Source organism: Glycomyces sambucus (assembly GCF_900102815.1).
In the GTDB taxonomy this organism is placed as follows: Bacteria; Actinomycetota; Actinomycetes; order Mycobacteriales; family Micromonosporaceae; genus Glycomyces; species Glycomyces sambucus.
This window is the reverse complement of record NZ_FNGF01000001.1, coordinates 177,297-197,281: the sequence shown is the minus strand read 5'-3', so window position 1 is coordinate 197,281 and position 19,985 is coordinate 177,297. Positions and strand designations below refer to the sequence as shown.

11 protein-coding genes, 1 pseudogene and 1 CRISPR repeat array are annotated in these 19,985 nt (G+C 61.7%); of the genes and pseudogenes, 7 read left to right on the top strand and 5 right to left on the bottom strand.

Annotated features, from left to right (window positions below):
- Positions 1–272: 272 nt before the first annotated feature.
- The 3 genes from BLS99_RS00910 (at position 273) to BLS99_RS00900 (ending at position 4,093) form a co-directional block, all read left to right on the top strand.
- The gene (locus tag BLS99_RS00910; RefSeq protein ID WP_143034643.1) at positions 273–1,199 is read left to right on the top strand and encodes a hypothetical protein; all 927 of its coding nucleotides are present in this window, start codon (positions 273–275) and stop codon (positions 1,197–1,199) included.
- A 176-nt stretch (positions 1,200–1,375) separates the two neighbouring features.
- The gene (locus BLS99_RS00905; protein WP_091041938.1) at positions 1,376–2,662 is read left to right on the top strand and encodes a hypothetical protein; all 1,287 of its coding nucleotides are present in this window, start codon (positions 1,376–1,378) and stop codon (positions 2,660–2,662) included.
- A gap of 405 nt (positions 2,663–3,067) precedes the next feature.
- On the top strand, positions 3,068–4,093 hold the full coding sequence (locus BLS99_RS00900) for a hypothetical protein (RefSeq protein WP_091041934.1): 1,026 nt from the start codon (positions 3,068–3,070) through the stop codon (positions 4,091–4,093).
- Here the strand turns inward: BLS99_RS00900 and BLS99_RS00895 are convergent.
- Positions 4,078–4,314 carry a hypothetical protein gene (locus BLS99_RS00895; RefSeq protein ID WP_091041931.1) on the bottom strand — a complete coding sequence of 79 codons (237 nt, stop codon included), beginning with the start codon at positions 4,312–4,314 and terminating at the stop codon, positions 4,078–4,080. The genes BLS99_RS00900 and BLS99_RS00895 overlap by 16 nt on opposite strands.
- A 302-nt stretch (positions 4,315–4,616) precedes the next feature.
- Between BLS99_RS00895 and BLS99_RS00890 the strand changes: the two genes are divergently transcribed.
- A complete protein-coding gene (locus tag BLS99_RS00890; protein ID WP_091041928.1) occupies positions 4,617–5,021 on the top strand; it encodes a hypothetical protein in 405 nt (134 codons plus the stop codon).
- A 1-nt stretch (position 5,022) separates the two neighbouring features.
- On the opposite strand, the gene BLS99_RS00885 is transcribed toward BLS99_RS00890, so the two are convergent.
- Together BLS99_RS00885 and BLS99_RS00880 are read right to left on the bottom strand one after the other, a co-directional pair.
- The gene (locus tag BLS99_RS00885) at positions 5,023–6,462 is read right to left on the bottom strand and encodes an NF041680 family putative transposase (protein WP_091044662.1); all 1,440 of its coding nucleotides are present in this window, start codon (positions 6,460–6,462) and stop codon (positions 5,023–5,025) included.
- Positions 6,463–7,078: 616 nt separating this feature from the next.
- Positions 7,079–9,373 carry a protein kinase domain-containing protein gene (locus BLS99_RS00880; protein ID WP_143034642.1) on the bottom strand — a complete coding sequence of 765 codons (2,295 nt, stop codon included), beginning with the start codon at positions 9,371–9,373 and terminating at the stop codon, positions 7,079–7,081.
- Between the two features lie 340 nt (positions 9,374–9,713).
- On the opposite strand from BLS99_RS00880, the gene BLS99_RS00875 reads away from it, so the two are divergent.
- The gene (locus BLS99_RS00875) at positions 9,714–10,475 is read left to right on the top strand and encodes a DUF6338 family protein (RefSeq protein WP_091041924.1); all 762 of its coding nucleotides are present in this window, start codon (positions 9,714–9,716) and stop codon (positions 10,473–10,475) included.
- 1,147 nt (positions 10,476–11,622) lie between these two features.
- On the opposite strand, the pseudogene BLS99_RS00870 reads toward BLS99_RS00875, so the two are convergent.
- A pseudogene (locus BLS99_RS00870) lies at positions 11,623–12,961 on the bottom strand (transposase).
- Between the two features lie 365 nt (positions 12,962–13,326).
- On the opposite strand from BLS99_RS00870, the gene BLS99_RS00855 reads away from it, so the two are divergent.
- Complete coding sequence (locus BLS99_RS00855) at positions 13,327–16,452, top strand: NB-ARC domain-containing protein (protein ID WP_143034641.1); 3,126 nt, start codon at positions 13,327–13,329, stop codon at positions 16,450–16,452.
- A gap of 22 nt (positions 16,453–16,474) precedes the next feature.
- On the opposite strand, the gene BLS99_RS25500 is transcribed toward BLS99_RS00855, so the two are convergent.
- A complete protein-coding gene (locus BLS99_RS25500; protein WP_143034640.1) occupies positions 16,475–17,218 on the bottom strand; it encodes a hypothetical protein in 744 nt (247 codons plus the stop codon).
- A gap of 289 nt (positions 17,219–17,507) precedes the next feature.
- Between BLS99_RS25500 and BLS99_RS00850 the strand changes: the two genes are divergently transcribed.
- The gene (locus tag BLS99_RS00850) at positions 17,508–18,206 is read left to right on the top strand and encodes an AbiV family abortive infection protein (RefSeq protein ID WP_091041907.1); all 699 of its coding nucleotides are present in this window, start codon (positions 17,508–17,510) and stop codon (positions 18,204–18,206) included.
- 1,255 nt (positions 18,207–19,461) lie between these two features.
- Positions 19,462–19,975: a CRISPR direct-repeat array (repeat unit 24 nt; unit sequence CGGTTCACCCCCGCGCTGGCGGGG).
- Positions 19,976–19,985 lie beyond the last annotated feature (10 nt).

The following is a 19,985-nucleotide window of genomic DNA, read 5'->3' as shown; positions in this document are numbered from 1 at the left end:
CGGGACGGCGGGCTTGGCGGTCTGGACGTCGTTAAAGTAGGCAGTGTCCAGGCCACTCGGACACGGCAGCGCAGCCAGGCGCTCTCATCCGATGCCAGGCATCGCCGGATGCCGTGGGGTGGGGTCCTCAGGGCGGCTTCGCCCTCAGCTCCGCGCGATCACATCGAGGATTGTGCGCGGTCCCCACCCGGCGAAGTCGTCTGCACCGTCACCGCTTCGGCGGCGGGTTGTGCTGTACTGCTCGTCGCTGACTGTAGTGCCACAATGCAGGGATGCCGCCCCGAACCTGGCTCCTTCTTTCCCTGTGCGGAGCTCTCATAGCCGCTGGATCTCTGATCGTTTTGGCGATCGGCTTGGTCAGCGGTTTCCCGACTGAACAACAGCCCATGGTGATCGGCCCCATGATCGTTGGCGTACTGCTCCCGCTGGGTTTTCTAGCCGTCAAGCGCTTCACGGACAAGCTTCCCGAGCGCAGCTTCCCCCACTCAGGCCCCAGCAGGAAGCAGCCGCCCTCATCGGTTGCGGACCGCGAGTTGACACCGATGGCTTCGGCGGCGGCCATTGTGATTCCCGATGAGCCGATCCCCGACAAACGGACGTTCGAGTTCAACCGGGAGAAGATCTTGTACTTCATGTTCATCGTGATGTCGTTGGCCTGCGTCGGCGGTTGTGTCACCGGTTTGTTCGACCGGTCGGCCCGATCCGATGGCGGAGACGGCCGACCGATCGGTGACCTCGAGTGGTTGGCCTACACCAACGCGGCCGTTCTGGCAGCGGTCTTCCTGATCACGGTGTCTGTGGCTGGAGCGATTGCGCCGGGATACTTCCTGCGGCTCGAATCGGACCAGCTGGTGCTCGGGCGCTGGTTCCGAAGTGTCGTCCTCCCGTGGTCTGGAGTCCGCAGGCTTCGGATCGAACAGGGGTGGCTGATTGCCACAGTGGACGCGCCAGTTGAGATCTTGGAGCGGGTGCACCATATCAACGGCCTGGAACGGCCGGGTGCCTACCGCGAGCGCATCCGAACCCTCTTGGAGGCGGATGACGTTGCTCTGGTGGGCGTGGCTGCGTTGAACGGCCACAGGAGAAACCGAAGAGAGTTCACTATCTGGGTCGAGCGGTTCTGGAGCCACGGTATGGCGACCGCGCCGCCAGTGGAGAGGGCTGCCGAGCCGGATCGTGACACTGCCGAGAAGGCGTGAGCCTTCACCGGCCCTCGCGAACGGTTCATCGCGCGTGGGACTCGGTCTCGATTCGGCGTCGCAGCACGGGGTAGAAGCGACACCAGTGGTGCAGTGTCGGAAAAGAGACTTTGAGCAGCGCGAGTGTGGGTCGCTATAGCGGTTGACCTGTAGAAACGCTGTGCTAAGAAGAGGCGATGCAGACTCAGGCCGCCGTATGGCACGGCATCCTCCTCGCGCTCGAATCCGCTGGCATCACCCTCCTTGCGCTCATCCTCGCCGGACTCATCTGGCTAGGCCGCGTGACCTTCGACGAATTCGTCCTGGTGCCGCTGCTGGAGCGGCAGCCCCGTCACGGTCTGATTCGCGGGTTCCTCGACTGGGCCGAGGAGCGGTGGCGGCGGTGGCGCTCCGGGGTGGTATCGGAGGGTATGCCGCTGCGAGAGCGGGTAGGCGTTGCCTGTTTCGCGGTGTTCGCTTGGGGTTTCGGCCTGCTCATGCTTTACCGGTTGGCCGCTGGACGAACTGACGCGGTCATGCCGGAAAACAGCGAAGAGGCCTACCTGCCGGTTTTGGTGGGACTGGTGATCGTGGTGATCGCAGGGCCGCTCGAACTCAAGCGCGGGCTACGCACACTCCCGTATCCCGTATCGGAGCGGCACCCGACGAGGAGCTACCTGGCGGCCGATCCGGGCTTCAACCTCCCCCTGTCGGAGCGGTACATCATGGCCTCGCTGATCAACATGCTGCGACTCTCCCGCATCCTGATCGTGGCTTCCCTGATGCTGTGCCTTCCGGAGGTGGGCGCACTCGCGAACACCGCGGACGTCGTCGGCGACACTTCCTACGATCTCGCTGCCGTTGTCTACGCTGCTGCTGCCCTGGCATTCGCGTTCGCGATGATTCAGGCTCTGCACGCGATGCTGCTTCGCGTCTGGGTCTTCGAACAGATCGATGTGCTCCTGGCAGGGCACCACCCCGAAGCGTTCGGGAACCCTCCGAAGCACACTCGGAAGAAGCTGCAGATCGGGTTGCCGCTCAAACGCGTCCAGCGCGGCATTGACCGGCTCGCTTACCGGGTGACTGCTGGCCATCCGTGGCACGGCCGTGTCTTGGAGGCTGTTGCGGATCGTATTGACGTGTACCGCAATTCGCGTGCAGGGAGCAACGACCGGGAGCTCGACCCGGCCGGCATCGAGTTGCTTGAACGCGCTGGAGCGATTCTTGCCTCCTACCCCGACACTAAAGCGGTCATGGCGTTCGCTGCCCCCGCCGGCGTCGTCGATGCCGAAGAGCACGTGGTCCGCGTCGACCGGGTCCCGGAGCGGCCGTCGTGGTTCGTGCGGGCTACCGCAAGCGTCGAACGCGGATGGAAGCTCGTGGTGCTCATCTTGACGATCGCGGCCGCCGTAGGCACGCTCGTCGCCGCCGCGACCGGGCGCAGCACCTGGGGCGACTTCTGGAGCCAATGGGGACCCGGATAGAACAGCGAGAGGTGAGGGAGGCGACCCGGCCGGGCTGCGGAGTTGCCCGGCCGGGCCCTTCGCCCGCGGAACGACGGCGCGGGCGCCCTTGCCGCCGTCAAGCAGTGGGAACCTGAAAGAGGGGGTGGGGCCGCCGCCCATGCTCGGTAGGCGGCGACCCCACGAGGAGGAACGTCAAGCGGCGCGGTACGCCATCGACTGCGATGCCGCCAGGAACCGGTTCAACGCGGCCCCGAACCGGCCGCTGTCGACGCCGTTGCCACCCAAGGCGGCTTGCGCGCCTGGCTGGAATCGTTCGCCCTTCCGATCGTCTGGGTCGAGGACAGCTACGACACCCTCATGGCAGAACACCTCGCTGCAGATGCGCCGCGGATATCGAGGTGACGGCCCTGCGATCATGAACGCATGGCGTTGACGACCGAACCGTGCGCGGCACCGGGCTGCTCCAACCTAAGCACCCGCCGCGGTGAGCACGTCCTTCCCGACTGGCTCATGCGCGCCTTTACTAAGGCGGTGTGGCTGCCGGGGAAGTACGAAGCCGTGACCGCAAATGGTGTGGAAGACACTGCGGATGAGCCCGTCTTGACCAAGCTCCCGTGCTGCGAGGCCCATAACACCCGCCTCGGAGCGCACTTCGAGCAGCACGGCCAGGAGGCGGCGAAGCAGCTGTTCGGGCTCCAAACCGTCAAGGACGACCGAGGAAGGACGAAGGACTACCGGGCACTGTCCCTCGATCACCTCACGGCCCTGGAGATGACGGGGACAGAGCAGTTCGCGCGCTGGGTCGTGAAGACCATGGTGCTCGACCACCATCCGCAGGCCGTTCGCGAGATGAACGGACGTCGAGTCTGGAAGCGTCGGCAACCTGCGGGCTTTCCCGAGCCGGTGTTCGCCGACGTGTTCAACGGGACCATCCCCGCAGGCATGAACGCGTGGATTGCCATCTCGGATCTGGCAGGGACAGACCGACCTGCTGGATCGGATGCACGGGTGTCGCTGGATGTGTCCGCCAGCCATCCGGCCAAGACGGCGCAGCTGACTCTTGGCGTGCGGCACGGCAGCGCGGGGCGGCAGGTCCACCTTCAGTTGGTGTGGGCCCCGGGCATGGTGGTGGTGCACCCTGACGAGGAATCCGGGGCGGCGACGCGCCTGTGGCCGCGGCCGCCGCAGACGCTGCGCATCGCGGACATGCCGGTCCTCGACCCGTTCGCGGCCGCCTGCTTCCGCTCCACCTTCATCGAGGACGGCTGGAGTTTCGTTTTTGAGCCGGACCGGATGCCGGTGATGGCTGAAGGCGTGCGGACCATGTCGGTACGCGAAGTCGACGGTGTGTTTGCGTCGCACTCGTGGCCCATGTTCGACGATGCCGAGCGCGTTGCCGCGATCATTGCACATCTCGGCGCCGGTCGGAGCCGTCAGAGGTCGACTTGAATGGCGAACCGGGCCGTGACCGGCTTGCCATTGGCGTCATGCCGCAAGTCGCCACGGTCGTTCACGACAGCGACGTCCGCGTAGGCGGAGGGGTACTCCCCGGTTTCAATGTGTAGTTCCTGGATGTGTGTCGGCCCTTCAAAGCCAAGAACCTCAAACGCAGCATCCAGCTTCTCCCTGTTGAACCCCTTGGGGACGTGCTTAACCGTCAGGTCTGGCATTTCGGTCTCCAATCACCACTGATCAATATATGAAATCTTCCCGGGTGCCGCAGCTGATTGAATCAACCGAGGCTGCCGGGGTTAGGTCGTTCCCAGTACCTGGCAGTCGGATCCGGCCAGCTCCATTCGCTTAGCTTGCGTTTTAACCTGCTGGGCCGTTCCGGTGTGAGACGGCCCCGGCGGCCATGATCCGAACCCGGTGGTCGGCCTGGAACTCATGACATCTAGCTTCGAGCTAGTCTTCCGCCTGGTGGAGCGACCATCGCGATCTGACGGGTTCGAGGACCGATTCAGGAGGGCATGTGGAGGGCGACGAGCGCATACGATTCTCTCAAGTCGACAGGGACGACGTCGACTATGTGGTCAAGATGTTGACGATGGATGAACTCATTGCCGCTCATGAGCTTACGAAGGAGCACCATTGGGGAGCGGCCTGGAGTTCAACTGATGCGCTGCGAGCGGAGGTAGATCCGTACTCCCCGAAGTTCCTGCTCCCTGCCTTGAGAAATGCAGCCGGTGACTCGGAGGTCGAGTCCTTGCGCTGCCATCTGTGGTTTCTCCCTCGCCAGGGGCCCAGGATCAGTCACGCAACGACCTTCGATATCGAGCTCGCTCGCTTCCAAGCACTTCGTGAAATCCCCCAGGACAAGGCATTCGCCGCCTTGAAACTACTGATCGCTTACCACTCTCTCTCCGCCACCGGTTAGCTCAAGGTCGGCTTGCGTCGTTGACCTTCGGCGACTGTTTCGACCACGCGCGATTGCCGCGGCCTAGCCCATTGGTTCCGGGGCGTCTGGTCTGCTTGCCCGGGTCATGGCGCGCTGCTCGGCGACGGTTTTTGGCGCCCTTGGGCCGACCGGGGCCGGGTCGGGTGGGTTTCGCGACATTGGCGGGGCGGGTGAGTGCGCCGCGGAGGTTGCGCAATCCGCGGCGGACGCGCCGGGGCGAGCAGTGCCCGGGCAGCGCAGGCCGTTCCCAAGGGAGGCGATGGTCGGCGACCAGATCGCGGGCCAACCACAGTTGCAGGTAGACGGCCATCACGATCACCGTCCAGGTATCGGCGGCACGCGGGTCGCGGACGGCCGGAACAGTCCAGCCCAGGTCCTGCTTGATGAAGCGGTGGAAGTGCTCCTGGTCGAAGCGGCGCAGCCAGGCGAACCAGACCGTGTTGATCATGGCCGCTTCGAGATCGGCCCGGGAGATCCACAAGTTCACCGGATCGGGCCTGCTCTGGTGGGGCAGGTGGTCGACCTCCAGCCGCACCACGGTGCCCTCGACGACTGGCAGCGGCCCATCGTGGCCGACCCACGCCGACCGGCCGGTCAGCTTCGGGTGCAGGAACCGCCAGAACCGCGACCGGACCTGCCCGTACCGAGTCGAGGGCACGGTCACCGCGCCGTCGGGGACACTCCAGGTGGCTGGGTTCGCGCATTCATGTCGTCGCCCATGCCTGGGACGGGGCCCGACCGCGCCGGGCGCCTTCGGCTCGGCCCGGCCGTAGTAGACCCGGTCGGATGGCACGCGCGAGCACACCACCACCGGCAAGTCGTCGAGCTGCCATGCCATCCGGGCCGGAACGTAGCCGGCATCGGTCACCAAAATGATCGGCCGGTCGCCCTCGGCCCACTGGCCGGCATTGACGAGATCCACCACGACGGCCCGGACCTGCGACGCGGTCGCCTCCTGCACGTCATCGTCAGGGCCGAAGCGACGCGCGCTCAACGGCACCACCCACGACGAAGCCCCCGGTGTCTGCGCCACGAGGAACGAGTACGGCCATCCCGGAATCGTCTGATCGCTGCCCCGCCCGCGCCCGTAGACATGGCAGAACAACCGCTCCGGGCTGCACTCCGCGTCCGGACGCAGCCACGGCGAGACATCCACCGCCAACACGATATGGCCCCGCATCCGCGGCAGCGGCTCAACCAACGCCGCCGACCGGACCGAATCAGGATCGATCCGGCCTGCGTTGACGGCTCCGTACACCGAACCGTGGCCGCGCGTGAACGCGCCCTCGAGTGACAACCCGGGAGGGGAATCGACCTGCCCCTCATGCTCCAAGACCGCATCGGTCAACTCGAACACCGCATCAGCACGAGCGCTGATCGCGGCATAGAACGCACTACGAAACGCCGACAGCGCTGCCAGAGGACCGACCGTCCTGGATTGCCCGGGCTCAGCAGGCGATGAAGTCGCAAACTCTTGTGGCACAACGAAGATGATGATCTAAAAGCTTCACGCTGTCTCGACGCATGCTGATCAGGGTGCTGCGCAGTTGTCACTGTCCTAACCGTTGCTTAGATCGGAGAGGCCGGCAGCCGAACTGTGCGGCGGCCCTTGGGCGGTTCAGAATTGGTCAGGTCGAGGGTCCGGTCAAGTGAGCGGCCGTCCGTTGGAGTAAGAGCAGTCTCGCGACAACGCCGATGATGATGGTAGTCAAGTACACGCGGCTTCATGTGGGTGATGCAGTGTTTGAGGCGCGGGGAGAGGGGCAATCATGCGGTGATTGCGACCAGTCAGGTAGCTGCGAGTCTTGACGGACGGCCGCACCTGTCTGGGCTGCCTACTTCGCGATGATCCTCAGCGAACGGAGCTCCTCAGCCCGGTCTCAGAAGTGCAACTGTTTTTCTTGGTAGTGAGGGTGTCAAGGTGCTCGGCGCGAAGCGGGTCCGTGAGGAGTTGTTGACCGGGTTTGTGACCGACGCCCCAACGGCGTCCCAGAGTGCTCTGCGCAACGCTCCATCTGAAATCAATAAACAGAAGATTAACCTCTTTCGATACCGTCGACACATGCGGCGATAACCTCGCATACTTTTGTGACGCTGGTGATATGCATTCGCAATCCGGATGCTGAGACGAAAACTTGATAAACTCCCTTGTGTCCATGATGACGTCGTACCGTGTGCCCAAACCGGGCTGCCAAAATTTTGTCGAGTCGCACATTTAGTCGTTCTCGTGCCTTCTTGCTCGATTTGAACGAGGTTAGAAGGATATTTTGGGTTAGGGAGAATTCAAGCTCTGCTTCAGCGATTCCGCGCGAGGAGACATGGCGGAAGCGACCGTTGACTTCCACCTGTCCTGACACACTTTTCGCTCTCATCGAGCGAGAATCGGCTTCGTAGTTATTAAGTCCAGCGTAGGCATTACCGACCCGTCGCCAGAAGTCGGACTCCGGAACATCTTCGGATTCGCTTGCAAGCTGGATAAATGCTTCGGCTGTCCGAAAGGAGGCTGCGAACTCGGTTACGGTCTGCGGGCGCTCCCCAGGATCTTTCAGACTCGCTTTCTGGTATGCTTCCAAAATCGGACTCGAAGCTCGATCGTCAATCCATTCGCTAAGCACGCGAGTCAGCTTGAGGATGTTTTGTGATGGATCTGCGGCTGTGGGATCTTCTCCTACGATCAAGAAAAACATTAGCTGGGCGAGACTATAAACATCGACTGTGACGTTGCGTGCAGCAACAGTTTGAGGAGCGTACATCTGTTCTGGGGCCGCATAATTTACCACACCACCTACTGCGTTACCTGCTGTAGTCGTCATTGTGCGATTGGTTTCATGGTATGCCAGGTCAAAGTCGGTCAGGTACGGTATCAGCTCCCCCCGTTCTCCCATCTTAATGATGATGTTCTCCGGTTTGATATCGCGATGAAGAACACCCTTCGAGTGCGCATGTTGAACAGTTTCGCAGATGTCAAGCATGAGACGCACAATGAGTTCCGCGTTGCCATCCCGCGGAATATATGCGTCCCGCAGGTTGCCTCCATCAACAAACTGCATTAGAAAGCCAAAGGGGGCCTTGGATATTTCAAATACCTCAACAACTCGGGGGTGATCGAGTTTGCGCATACTATTGTAGCCGTTCTCAAATCGACTTACTTTGGTTTGATCATGTATCTCATTGCCGTGAAATACCTTTAGTGCTTTACGTGATTCTTCATCCGGCTGTATTTCCCATACGCGACCAAAGGCTCCCCATCCGATTTCAGTGACAATTTTGCCAAATCGAGTCTCCTCGCCGACGGTCAAGTCCGAGAGATGTTGTTGAAAGACGAGTAGTCGAGCCCGCAGCTTCTTCCAGTCTTCATTAGCCTTAATCTGCGGCTTCGATTTTTCGGTGGATTCAAACCAGTGAATGAGAGGCTCAAGGTCTTTTGAACATCGTCTGGAGCCTCCCGAGAGACGAGTTTCCCAATCGGAAAGTTCTCTGCGTTCGAGATTGTGATAGCGATCGATCATTGCCTGAGCTTTGGCGACAATTCTGGTCATTTCTGCTTTTGCCACAGGTGGGCCAAGTCTTTTAGGGAACCCGCTCCCTATTACCACAGTTCCAGCAACATCACCTTTGAAAACCGGTGTTTGTGATCCTTGTGGCATTGCTTTTGCTACGCAATCAAAAAGGCTCATCAGAGTAACTTGGCCTTCCCAGTTTGCCGCGTCACCCATAAGCGCATTTGTAAGCCTGGTAGTGAAAACTCCTCGATTGCTGTTTCCATATGCGCCCTGCTCAGGACGGCAAGCCGCCAGGATGCAGCGGCTTTCGTTCACTACCCTTATCTCACGTTCAATGTCGGTCGATGCTAGCGGTCGACTGTTGGCCCAAGTGGAAGCCGAGCCAGAATGACAGCAATCTAGGATTGAAATGACGTGGTCAAATACCATGCTCGCCGCCTCCATCACTTGAGCGACGTGGGCGAGCGAAATTCCAGGGTCGTAGCTCAATGAATCGTATGTAACAAGGTAGCCAGCGTCATTTACAACTTGTCCGTGACCCGCAAAATAGAAAAGCAGAATGCTCCCTTCGCCGTACGGGTGTTCGGCGTGGGCTGCGTGGTGTAGGTTTTTGAGAATGTTATCTCGAGTCCCGTCGTCATCAAGTATGAGAGAGCTATCAAAACCGTACTCCGGCTCTGTAAGGCAAAGAGTTATGTCTCGTGCATCCTGCACGCAACCCGAAAGCGGTGCATTCGGATATGAGTTGATTCCTACGATTATGGCTTTTTTCAAAATTTCTCCCAATTGATTCGTTTCTAGATGCGAAAGAATTTGCGGGAACCTCACTACGATACGAGTTTATCTATTAGTACCAGATGTCCTTGCCGATCTCAACTAGCAAGGGTTCGTTGCAGGCTAATATAGGTGTGACTTCTGAGTTGAAACGATCCTGATGAGCTTCATGGTGGAGGCTTTTCCATGACATCCTGACCGCCGATCGGGTTCGAAGGTGTGCCCGATCCAAGCTTCGGTGACAACCCGCTAAGGCACTGGCCGAGCACTTCGGAGCGCCGGGTAAACTCGCCTGCCTCAGAGCCCTGATGATCTGGGATTTTGCGCCTCAAGGTCATCCGCGCTTAGGACTCATAGCTGTCTTAAAGTTCCTGGTCTTTCATGGAGGCAAACAATGCCCACCAACTTCCTTGGCGTAGTTTACTACCTAGCTCTGCTCGTGCCTGGCTTTCTCTATATGGTTGGTCGAGAACGGCACGGGCCGGAGCGGAAGCTGGACGGCTTCCGGCAAGCTGCAAATGTCGTCTTTGTGAGCGTCATGTCGGAGCTGACAGTTTTGATCGGGCTCTCCTGGTTTTGGATACCGCGGCTCAACGAGAAGAAGCTACTTACTGATACTGCCTCCTACTGGAAGGAGGGCCCCGTCCAGCTTCTGAGCTTCTATCTGATCGGGCTCTTCCTTGCAAGCTGTCTCGCCTACTTTGCGAGCCTTCCTCATGCTCGACGCGTCCTAAACTGGATTCTTGATCGGCTTACCCTGCCTGTGTTCAGAACCGAGGGTCGAGAGGACGTGCATCCGTCAATCACCTCCGCATGGTGGCGGCTTTTCCATCACTCGCCGGAGGCGATCCTCAAGAATTACAACGGCACCACAATTTCTCGGTGGAAATTCTGGACGTGGTTCAAGTCCCAAGATCAGCCTTCAGTGCTCACCCTTGTCCTTCTAGTGCTCGACAGTGGCACACAGGTCCAGGGGTACGTCGACACTTTCAATCCAGATTCCCACGATATCTCGGATCGCGACATCATTCTCCGGCAGCCGATCCTCCGGCGCGCAAGCGATGAAGCGGAGTGGGTCGAGCTTCCCAGTGAGTATGCATGTTTTGGAAGAGGGAATGTTATTGAGATGTACGTCCAGTACTTCGAGCAGACCTGAGAAGGACGACGAATTGCTACTTCTGGTCTTTCTTGTGGGGGCCTGGGATCTGGGGCTTTGGAGTAGCTGGCGCCGGCTGTGGCTTTCGCGGCAGGCCAGGCCGCACCGGCTTGGAACCCCGCTTCTCGTCATCATCGCCATTAGTCATCGCCTGCACGCCGCCCGCCCGGCGGCAACTCAAACCGTCGGTCTTCGTCACACCCCGATAATCTGGTCGTTCTTGCTCTGTCAACGTCGACCTACTTCCTTGACATCCCTTAGTCCCTCACGATAACCGAGGCTCCCTGTTCCTTCAACCCGTACAGCGTGGCGGCAAATGCTCGACCGAGCGCCTCGAGACCGAAGCCGCCGGAGGTTTTTGACCTGACTGCCTAGTGCTACACCTCGCCGCCCTCTTGTTCGCCTATCTCATCCAGTTGACGCTGACCGGCACGCGCGCGTGCTCCACGTCCGCGTCCGCGAGGAAGGCGACGGAGCGGTCTCCAGCGACTGCGGCTGTCCGCGTCACGCCACACGAACTTCGGCGGTCGGCTGGGCACCCCCTCAGGCGTCTTCGCGCCGCCGTCGGCAGCGCTGGACGCCGAGTTTTCGCCGTGCGATTGCCACAGCCCCCGCAAGTGCTGGCAGCCCGGTGGCGATGAGGAAGAGCGCGCTCAGCGGCCCTGCGCTCGCTGCCGTCTCGAAGGCCGCACCGAACACCAGCCCGCTCAAAGGCGTCCAGGTTCTCCACTCCGATCTGAGCGCCCATGCGGCGCACTGGCCCATGCGCCGCTGGATCGCTCCAGTCCGCATGCAAATCGCCGCGCGGACCACCCCCCAAGCGAATCGGAACGGGTGCGGATTCTCGTGTAGATCGGCGATCCACTCGTCCTGGCGCCATCGTCGTGAACGGCCAGCGATCCATCCGGCAACTACGGCGAGTGCTTCGGGCCCCCGTTACTGTAGCAATGCGTGGACCTCGTCCAGAACCTGTCGCGACCAGTTCGGGTTGGGCGTGAAAACCCACACTCCGTTAACGCATGTGGCCCGGCTTGAGTTTTAACGTGCTCGGGTGTTGACCTGGGAGTTTCGGGCATCCTGTGGCCGCGGTTTGGGCTGGATGATCGGCTCTGGTGAGGGTGGAGCGGGGCACGGACCCACGGCGTTATCACTGATCGGCGGTCTTGGGTGAGATCCCGGGGCTCCATCGTCTCGCGCGGTGGCGGTTCGGCCGTCCGAGAGGTCGTCCGGGACCCCTGATCGTGGGTTTCGCATCTCGGGCGGGCCGGGCCAAGTCATAGCCGATGCTGCGAAAGCCTCGTTTGACGCGCAGCGGTGAAAGCCGGGCGGGATCCTGGCGCCGTTCCCAGGGCAAAGCGACATCGGCGACCAGGCCTCGCGCCAACCACAGCTGCGTCCAAGCGGCGACGACCAGGAGCGTCCATCGGTCGGCCGCCTCGGGCGTGCGTGGTCGCGGCGTGGTCCAGGCCAGATACTGCTTGAGGAACCGGAACAGGTGCTCGATGTCGAAGCAGCGCAGCCAGGCCAGGGCCAGCTCCAGCAGCAGATCGTCGTCGAGTTCGGCTGTGGAAGTCCAGAGAAACACCGGCGTGGTCGGCTTCCGTCCGTGGGGGAGCCGCTCGGAGCGGATCCGGACGGCGGTGCCGGGGATGATCGGCAGACTCGCGGACGGATAGTCCTGCCAGGGGCCGGAGCTGCCTCGCAGCAGCTTCTGATGCATGCCGGGCGCGGCGTCGATCCGCATCCGGCCGTAGCGGTCGGAGTCGGCCTCGACGTGAAGAGCATCGGTCGGCCAGGCAGCCTCGTCGGCGACCGGCAGCCTTCCGGCGTGGCGCCGTTTGCGACCGGTCGCGGGCTGGTCCGTATCGGTGGCGGCCCGGTAGTAGACGCGGTCGGAGCTGATGCGGGAGACGATGACCACCGGTAGGTCGGACAGTGCCCAAGCCATGGCGGTCGCCGTGTAGCCGGCATCGGTGACTACGATGACCGGCGGCTCACCGGGACTCCACTGGCCCGCTTCGATGAACGACTCGACGACCAGACGGATCTGCGCGATGGCGACGGTCGTCTCGGTCTGGCCCTTGCGGATGCGTTCGGCATCGAGGATCTTCGACCAGGAGCCGACCCCGGGCTCGAGGGCGACGAGGAGAGTAGGGCCATCCGGGGATCTGCTGATCGCCGTCGCGGGTGCGGCCGTAGATGTGGCAGAACAGGAGCTCAGGGCTGGTTGGCGCTTCGGGCCGGAGCCATGGTGTCGAGTCGACCGCGAGCACGATCCGGCCCCGCATCCGCGGCACCGGACCGTCCAAGAGCAGCCGCGATGCTCGCCATTGGTCGATCGATCCCTGGCTCAAGGCCTGGTAGACCATGCCATCACCGCGCCGGAAACCCGGCTCCAGGGACAGATGCGGGAGCGAGTCGATCTTGCCGACATGGGAGAGCAGCGCGTCGGACAGCTCGAAGAGACCGTCGGCACGGGTCGTCATGCACGCGTATAGCTGGGACCGGAACCGGTTCAATACCGCGATCTCCGCTCCATGCGCACCTGGCGAGTCATGTTGGTCCACAACAGCAACCATCCGCCCGGACGATAGTGATGACCAGGAGGTTCACCCGTATCACTCAAAGAACGTTAAAACTCAAGCCTGGCTTCGTGCTAGACCTCGGCGCGGCCGTCCGCCTGCCTGCGCTTGTGCGGCGACGTGATACCGAGCCGCCTTTCGGCATGGTCGCCCTTGCGGGTGCCTCCTTCGCCGGGCACCACCACGATGATCGCAAGGCCACTGGCGAATCCGGTACGGTGACAAGTGGGTGAAGCAGCCTCACGGGAGTTGCCCCGTCGGCGGTTCCCATGGCTGAGAGCCAAGCCCGTTCAGAATCGCGATCCTGTCGGCCCGAGTTGAAGGGCGAAGAATACATGTCGAATGCACCCCAACCTCCACGCTCTTCGCTCGACGGCGGTCGAATTGCCGCGCGAGGTTTTCAGTACCAGTACCTTCGAACGCTCGAAGTGCTCGTTGAACGAATCGATGACCACCGAGTGTCCAGCATCCGAGTCGAAGGAGGATGGAAGTCCACAGGCCGTGAATGCGTTGATTTCGATGTGGTCGACCACGCAGGCGGTTGCATACTTGCGGTACAGGTAAAAAGCAGCACCCCTGGTGCCACCATGCGCGCACCAGATGCATTCGGTATCTTGTGCGAGCTCGTCCGGCAACAGGAAAGCGAGGCGTATGAGCTGATGACCAACGCCGTACCCGCGGCAAATGCACGGGAGCTTGCAGAGACACTTGAAGCCGGGCTCACTCCAGCGGAACTCCGCGGAGCGCTCGAGGACATACTCGCCAACGCAGAGAGTCGCCTTACCGTGCTCCGGGGCCTGAAAAACGACGAGCTGATTCGGCTCGGACGTGCACGACTGAACTTCGACCAGCGCCAGTCCGAGGAGATCCGAGAGGATCTGCGCGAGAAACTCCGATGGTTGCGTAACCGCCATCGTGAAGGCCTCGGCGATCGATCCGCTGGTCTGTTGACCGGCTACCTTGTCAGCGAAGTTCTCCGACGCGCAGCAGATGGACAGTCCGCTCGTTGGCTCATCACCGAGTTCCAGGAGGACCTTCTGGTGCCGGGCGAAGACCTAGCCCGACTCTGTATGGGCCGTGATTGGGGAATCATCGCCGGGGCCGTGCCAGCGATCCCTGATGTCGATCGCCCCCACCTGCAAGCGGAAGTTCACCGATACCTGGCCGCTTCCGCAGGCGAGTCGGTCCAGCGAGTTGCACTGGTGGGCCCGTCTGGTATAGGGAAGTCGAGCCTCGCCGCGGCGTACATCGCGGATCAAGCGGACCGGTATGACCTGGTCTTGTGGCTCGACGCAGAGTCCGACGGCTCGCTCAGCGCTTCACTGTACAGTGTGCTCGAGGCGATCTCAGGTGCATCGCTCCCGCCGAATATCGACGGCAACCCGCTCGTGCTGCGAGACTTTCTGACCGCCCAACTGTCGTCGCTGGCTGGGCGGTGGGCGATGGTATGCGACAACGCTGAAGATCCCGGAAGCCTCTCAACCTGGCTTCCATCCGTCGGCCGCGGCGATGTGATCATCACGAGCCTCAACGCTGCGGCGAACTACGGTCGAACGAGAGTCATCGAAGTCGGCACCTTGTCCGAAGCTGAAGGCGAACAGCTGCTCCGCAACCGACTGCCCGAGTCCTGGCGGAACGCCGACCCCGAAGATCTCCGCGCCCTGCGCGAAATCAGTGAGGGCTGGCCGCTCGCTATCGAACTCATCGCTGGCTATATCGCCACCTGCGGCATTGATCCGGCCGGCGTGAGCGAATACGTCGTTGCGCTCCGTCGACGAGCGCTTGACGACCATGGCGCGTTGCCCTCAGGCTATCCTCGGACCCTGACGGCGGCGATCAACATGTGTCTTGACCCCTTCATCCGTCGATGGCAGCAAGATCCGGACTCCCCGAACGCAGCCCTGCCAATCGCCATGCTGACCGCCACCGCCTATCTCGGATCGCGCAGAATCCCAACCCAGATGGTCGCCGCCTCCTTCTTCCACGACTATGAGCACACCAGCCGGGTCCCCCCCGGGGAAGGCGCCTCCTACATCGATGCGCCAGCATTCGCGCTCGGTGAAACTATCCGAGAGTTGCGCCGGTTCTCCCTCGTTGCGTTCGACGAACCCTTTCCTCCGGAACAGGGACGCGATGCCGCAGTATACGTCCAGACCATGCAGGTCAACTCGATCGTGCAGGACCTGCTCCGGGCTGAAGCCGAGCGACTCCCCGATCCCTACGCCCTCCTGATGCTGCTCGCTACGCACGCCAACCGGTGGCTAATGGCAGCCGCCCACCGCAGCGAGTGGCAGCGGGTCCGACTGCTCCTCAGCCATGCCCGGACGCTGTTCAACCATGTAGTCGCCACCCAGGTGATCGAGCCGGTGACCCTGCAGTTCGTCACCAATATCGGGCTCATGGAAAGCCGCAAAGGAAACTTCGAAGCGGCCGAAGCAATTTGGCGCAACGTTATCGAGATCCTGGGGGACGATCCAGACCTCAACCACCAGACTATCTGGGCGCATGCTCTTGGCAACCTCGCCGAACTGCGCCTCACCCGGCCCGACCGGTCGACCGCCACCGACCGCGAGCTTACTCGTTGGCTGGAAATGGTGCTGCTGTTCGCGCAAGCCCAAGCAATCACGGCGCCCGAAGTTATTGCCCAAGTCGTCGCGCCCGTCATCGGTGCCATGCGAATCAATATCGCTGATAAAGAGATCGACGCCTCGAGGCTGCTTGGACCGCTGATGGTCGCATACGAGGATCTTGCCCTGCGTCTGCCGGACGTTCCTGTCACTCGTGCTGGCAAGCGAATCCGCGCGCTCGATAGCAGCTTCTCGAACAGCGACTTCGATGCGGAAGAAGGCATTCGGACCTGCCGGGAAGTCCTGGAAGGAGGCGATTTCGGTGGTCTCAACGAGTTGACCGTCCGTCGACTCCTGATCGAACTGCTCATCAAGCAAGAGCACTGGGCGGCCGCTCGTCTCGAGCTCGTCGCCTTCAAGGAGACAGCCGAGACCAGTACCCTCCATGTCGAGGAGTCAATCCGATTGCTGCTCAACGTGGGCCATCAATGCGCCATGCGTCTGTTCACCGGCATATTCAAGCATCGTGCTGAAGCTGCAGCTCTGCTTCACGAAGCGATGACCTGGTCAGTGACGGAGTTGGTCATCCCGCAAGCGAATCCTCGCGAGCAGCACCGTCTCCGACTTGTGGGTGCCATCTCGCTGCTACTGCAGGGACATAGCGCCGCTGCCGAACAGCTCCTAATGGAGATTGAACTGGACGACCTTGGCATCGACGAACTTCCAAGCATCGGCGGAGGCTGGCGTACCATGTGGCGTTATACCCGGCTCGAGCTCTATCGACACGCTTGGAATGCCCACGCATACGAGGGCGGCGCCGCGATGTGAAATCTTGGAGTGGCGTGATGAACTAAACGTCATCTAGGAGTTCAGCCATAGTAAAGCGACGCCCCGCACGCGAGATAAAGACCGGCTGCGATGGGGCGATCATCGCAAGCTGTGCGCGCTCGGTCGCCCGCACTACCTTCGCGAGCACCACCCAGCACTCATGCTCCAGCGGAAGTGCTTCAGGCAGCCAGTGGAGCATGTCGACGAGTTCCGCCAGAAGGTCGGTGCAGTGTCGTGAAGCCAGACCTTCCCTGAATCCTGGTAGTCCGATTAGTTCTTCCTCTCCCCACTCCTCGCCCGGAATGTAAACGACAAGCCGATCTCCCCGAGGGACTGCCATGTATTCCGGCAAGGACCCATCTTGGACAGCACATTGTAGCGGCATTGGAGCTGCGGCCGAACCTCTCATCTCTGGAAGGTCTGGCAAGAAGAGGTCGACCAACCGGTGCAGGCCCGGGAGCCTCATGACGAAGTACGGGTCTCCAGTAGACTCCAGGAATCCCGGATCCCTGCCATACAGTGCGGGATCGCGTGTATCGCTGGGATTCGTGATGTAGACGGCCGTCTCCTGGATGACGGCTTGTACTCCCAAGCGTGCAAGGCAGCCGGTGATGATGCCGTATGCGGCGCCATGTGTCCAGTCCTGCTGATGGTGGTGCAGCCGCCAAAGCGTCAGCATGGCGGTGAGTGGTGCAACTTTCGGTTGAAGCAGACCCAGTCCCAGCAAAGGGGCGTAGATCTCATCAGAGGTCAGAGGAGATTTCACCTTCCCATACTGACACAGGTAGATTCGTAGTCGACTTCCCCAAATCGGGTGCAAGCAACTTAAGCCCGGATGGTCGAGCCGTTTTCGGGGCTGCGGCACACGCGTTCGCTTGTCCGGTGCGTCAGGTGTTACGCGAGGGCTCCGATGTGCCCCGACGAGGCTGACCCTGGAGCATCCCGAAGCTCTCGACCCGCGTAATCGGCTACCTTCAAGACCCCGATCAACATGCTGGTTGAAGGCATCATGAACAGGTTGCACAGATCCCCAACTTCGAGTCACAATCATCTTCATGGCACGGAGTGAACCGGAAGAGATCAGCGCCGCCTTCGCACGTCAGTGGTGGAAGGCATTGCTGGCCAACGCCGTAGCGCTTATTGAGGACGCCGCCGTTCTCGCCGAACACCAGAGCCCGGGGCGTGCCCAGGCTTTGGTGGTTCTTGCGATGGAAGAGCTGGCAAAGGCGCGCTGGTTGTATCAGGCGGCGGAACACGAGTGGACGGCGCCGCTCGGCATGTATGGGTTGCCAGCACGTCCGGCGAGATCTGTCATGGTGCCCGAAGGACTACGGACCGTACGACGACCCCATGGGGAGAAACTCCAGGTCGCCGAGCAATTCGCGTCCGGCCTAGCTGGGTTCTGGAACTCCACCCGCAGGCACGAGTACTACACCCTGCCTGATTTGGAGACGTTCGAGGCAACTGCGAAGCAACGCAACCTCGACAAGCAGGCTGGACTTTATGTCGATCGAGCTGCCACCTCGATCACGTCACCACTAGATGTGCCATCAGGAGAAGTCGAAGGTGACATCCGACGTGCCGCTCAGGTTATCCAGATGCATCTGATTGAGGATCACACTCGGCAACAAGATGCTACCGAGGTGTGGCTGATTGATTCAGCGGAGGGTATGCACTGGGCCGTGATGCCATACGCTCAGCCCGAAGAGTTCACGTCTTTCGTTGAGCGATTGTCTGAAAGGGCGCCAGAATGACACGGGGAGTGCGCTGTTTCATGACACTTCAGGTGCTGCCATAGCAAGTTCGAGAGGACTGGTCTCTCGGTGGGCAGGGTGACGGGTTGTCATCCCTGCCGAACCCGAGAGCGTGCCTGAACTGGGCCGAGGTCCGCAGGCTCCTGCGCGGTGAAGGCGACTACGCCGGCGTCACTGCCGACCTACAGGAGCGCGCCGAGGCGATAGCCGCGGTCGCAGGCGAGTGCATGGAAACCGACACCGAGACCGGTCGCAACCGCGTCCGCGTTTCGGCCCGCACCGCCACCCCACCTCGGCCTCCTCGAACCGCGTCCCTCCAAGGACGAGAAGCTGGGTTTTTGGATCAGCCAGTACCAAGCCATCGCAAGCCACTACGGCGCCTGAATGCGTCTCATTCGAGCTCCGCATGTCAGTTCTGGTTCGTTATGAAGGTCCTCCCGAGCCCAACGGGTTCGGGAGGACGGGCCTCCCCGTGGGCCGGTGACGGGTCGTCTTCACTCCCTACGAGTATCGATAGTTGAATGATCATCTGAGACTGCTGACCCAGCGCCAGGAGACCTATCGGCGTCTGATGCGCCGACGCACATGCGCTCTTTGAAGCTTGCCCGACCGAATCTTGAAGGCGGTTCGAACGTAAGTCTGAGAAGTAAGTGCCCGAGTGTCGGTTTCGATCCATGGCGGGCTATGACAATAAACCTCACCCACTTGAGCAGCATCCTTTTCGCAGATCAAGAGGCTTCGCGATCCATTCAGTATACAACGATGTCGGGGTTGAAGTATCGGCGCGACTCGCGGCGCGTAGTTGATGGAGTGAGCGTTGCGCAATTCTAAAAGCTGAGGTGGCGGAGGGGGTCGATCGGCCCCTTCCGCCACAGTTTCCGGATTCGCAAAGTGGCGCTGTTGAGCACCGGTGGTGAGTAACCACAAATAACCCTCGCGCGAGCAGGGATTGCGGGCAGGCTGGGTGTCGTCAGGTTTTTCGGAAGGTGGTCGGCCATTCGGTCTTGGTTCGCATCGGTTCATCCCCGCGCTGGCAGGGAGTTCCTGGGCACGCCTTTCGCCTACTCCACGAGGGCCGGTTCACCCCCGCGCTGGCGGGGAGGTCGTGCGGGCGAGATTGATCTCCTGCATGCCGAACGGTTCACCCCCGCGCTGGCGGGGAGGTCCGTGCTCTCCGCGGTTGGCGCCGTGCTTGTGGCGGTTCACCGCGCTGGCGGGGAGGTCAGGGCAACCGTCAAGAGGTTGTTTGTCGCTGTCGGTTCGCCCCCGCGCTGGCGGGGAGGTCCCGACGTTCACGAACCTGTTCAGGAACGGGTGCGGTTCACCCCCGCGCTGGCGGGAAGTTCCACGCGTGGCAGTCCGTGCACGTCTCGCACGGCGGTTCACCCCCGCGCTGGCGGGGAGTTCGCCCGCCGAGGAGCCGAGGTCATGCGGGCCCGCGGTTCACCCCCGCGCTGGCGGGGAGTTCGGCAGCGCGGCCACGGCGTCTTCGAGCGAGTACGGTTCACCCCCGCGCTGGCGGGGAGTTCGGCCATGCGCTGCCACCTGGCCCACGCCTGGTCGGTTCACCCCCGCGCTGGCGGGGGAGTTCAACTCGCCGCCGAGGTCGACGACCTTGAAATCCGGTTCACCCCCGCGCTGGCGGGGAGTTCTCCTCGACGGCGCCCTTGGACAGGCCCGACAGCGGTTCACCCCCGCGCTGGCGGGGAGTTCGCGCGGTCGGTCCGGTCGGCGTGCAGGTAGCACGGTTCACCCCCGCGCTGGCGGGGAGTTCGCCTC

Coding starts and splice junctions, on each gene's coding strand:
- BLS99_RS00910 (WP_143034643.1), top strand. CDS start 273: ATGCCGCCCCGAACCTGGCTCCTTCTTTCCCTGTGCGGAGCTCTCATA.
- BLS99_RS00905 (WP_091041938.1), top strand. CDS start 1,376: ATGCAGACTCAGGCCGCCGTATGGCACGGCATCCTCCTCGCGCTCGAA.
- BLS99_RS00900 (WP_091041934.1), top strand. CDS start 3,068: ATGGCGTTGACGACCGAACCGTGCGCGGCACCGGGCTGCTCCAACCTA.
- BLS99_RS00895 (WP_091041931.1), bottom strand. CDS start 4,314: ATGCCAGACCTGACGGTTAAGCACGTCCCCAAGGGGTTCAACAGGGAG.
- BLS99_RS00875 (WP_091041924.1), top strand. CDS start 9,714: ATGCCCACCAACTTCCTTGGCGTAGTTTACTACCTAGCTCTGCTCGTG.
- BLS99_RS00855 (WP_143034641.1), top strand. CDS start 13,327: ATGGCTGAGAGCCAAGCCCGTTCAGAATCGCGATCCTGTCGGCCCGAG.
- BLS99_RS00850 (WP_091041907.1), top strand. CDS start 17,508: ATGGCACGGAGTGAACCGGAAGAGATCAGCGCCGCCTTCGCACGTCAG.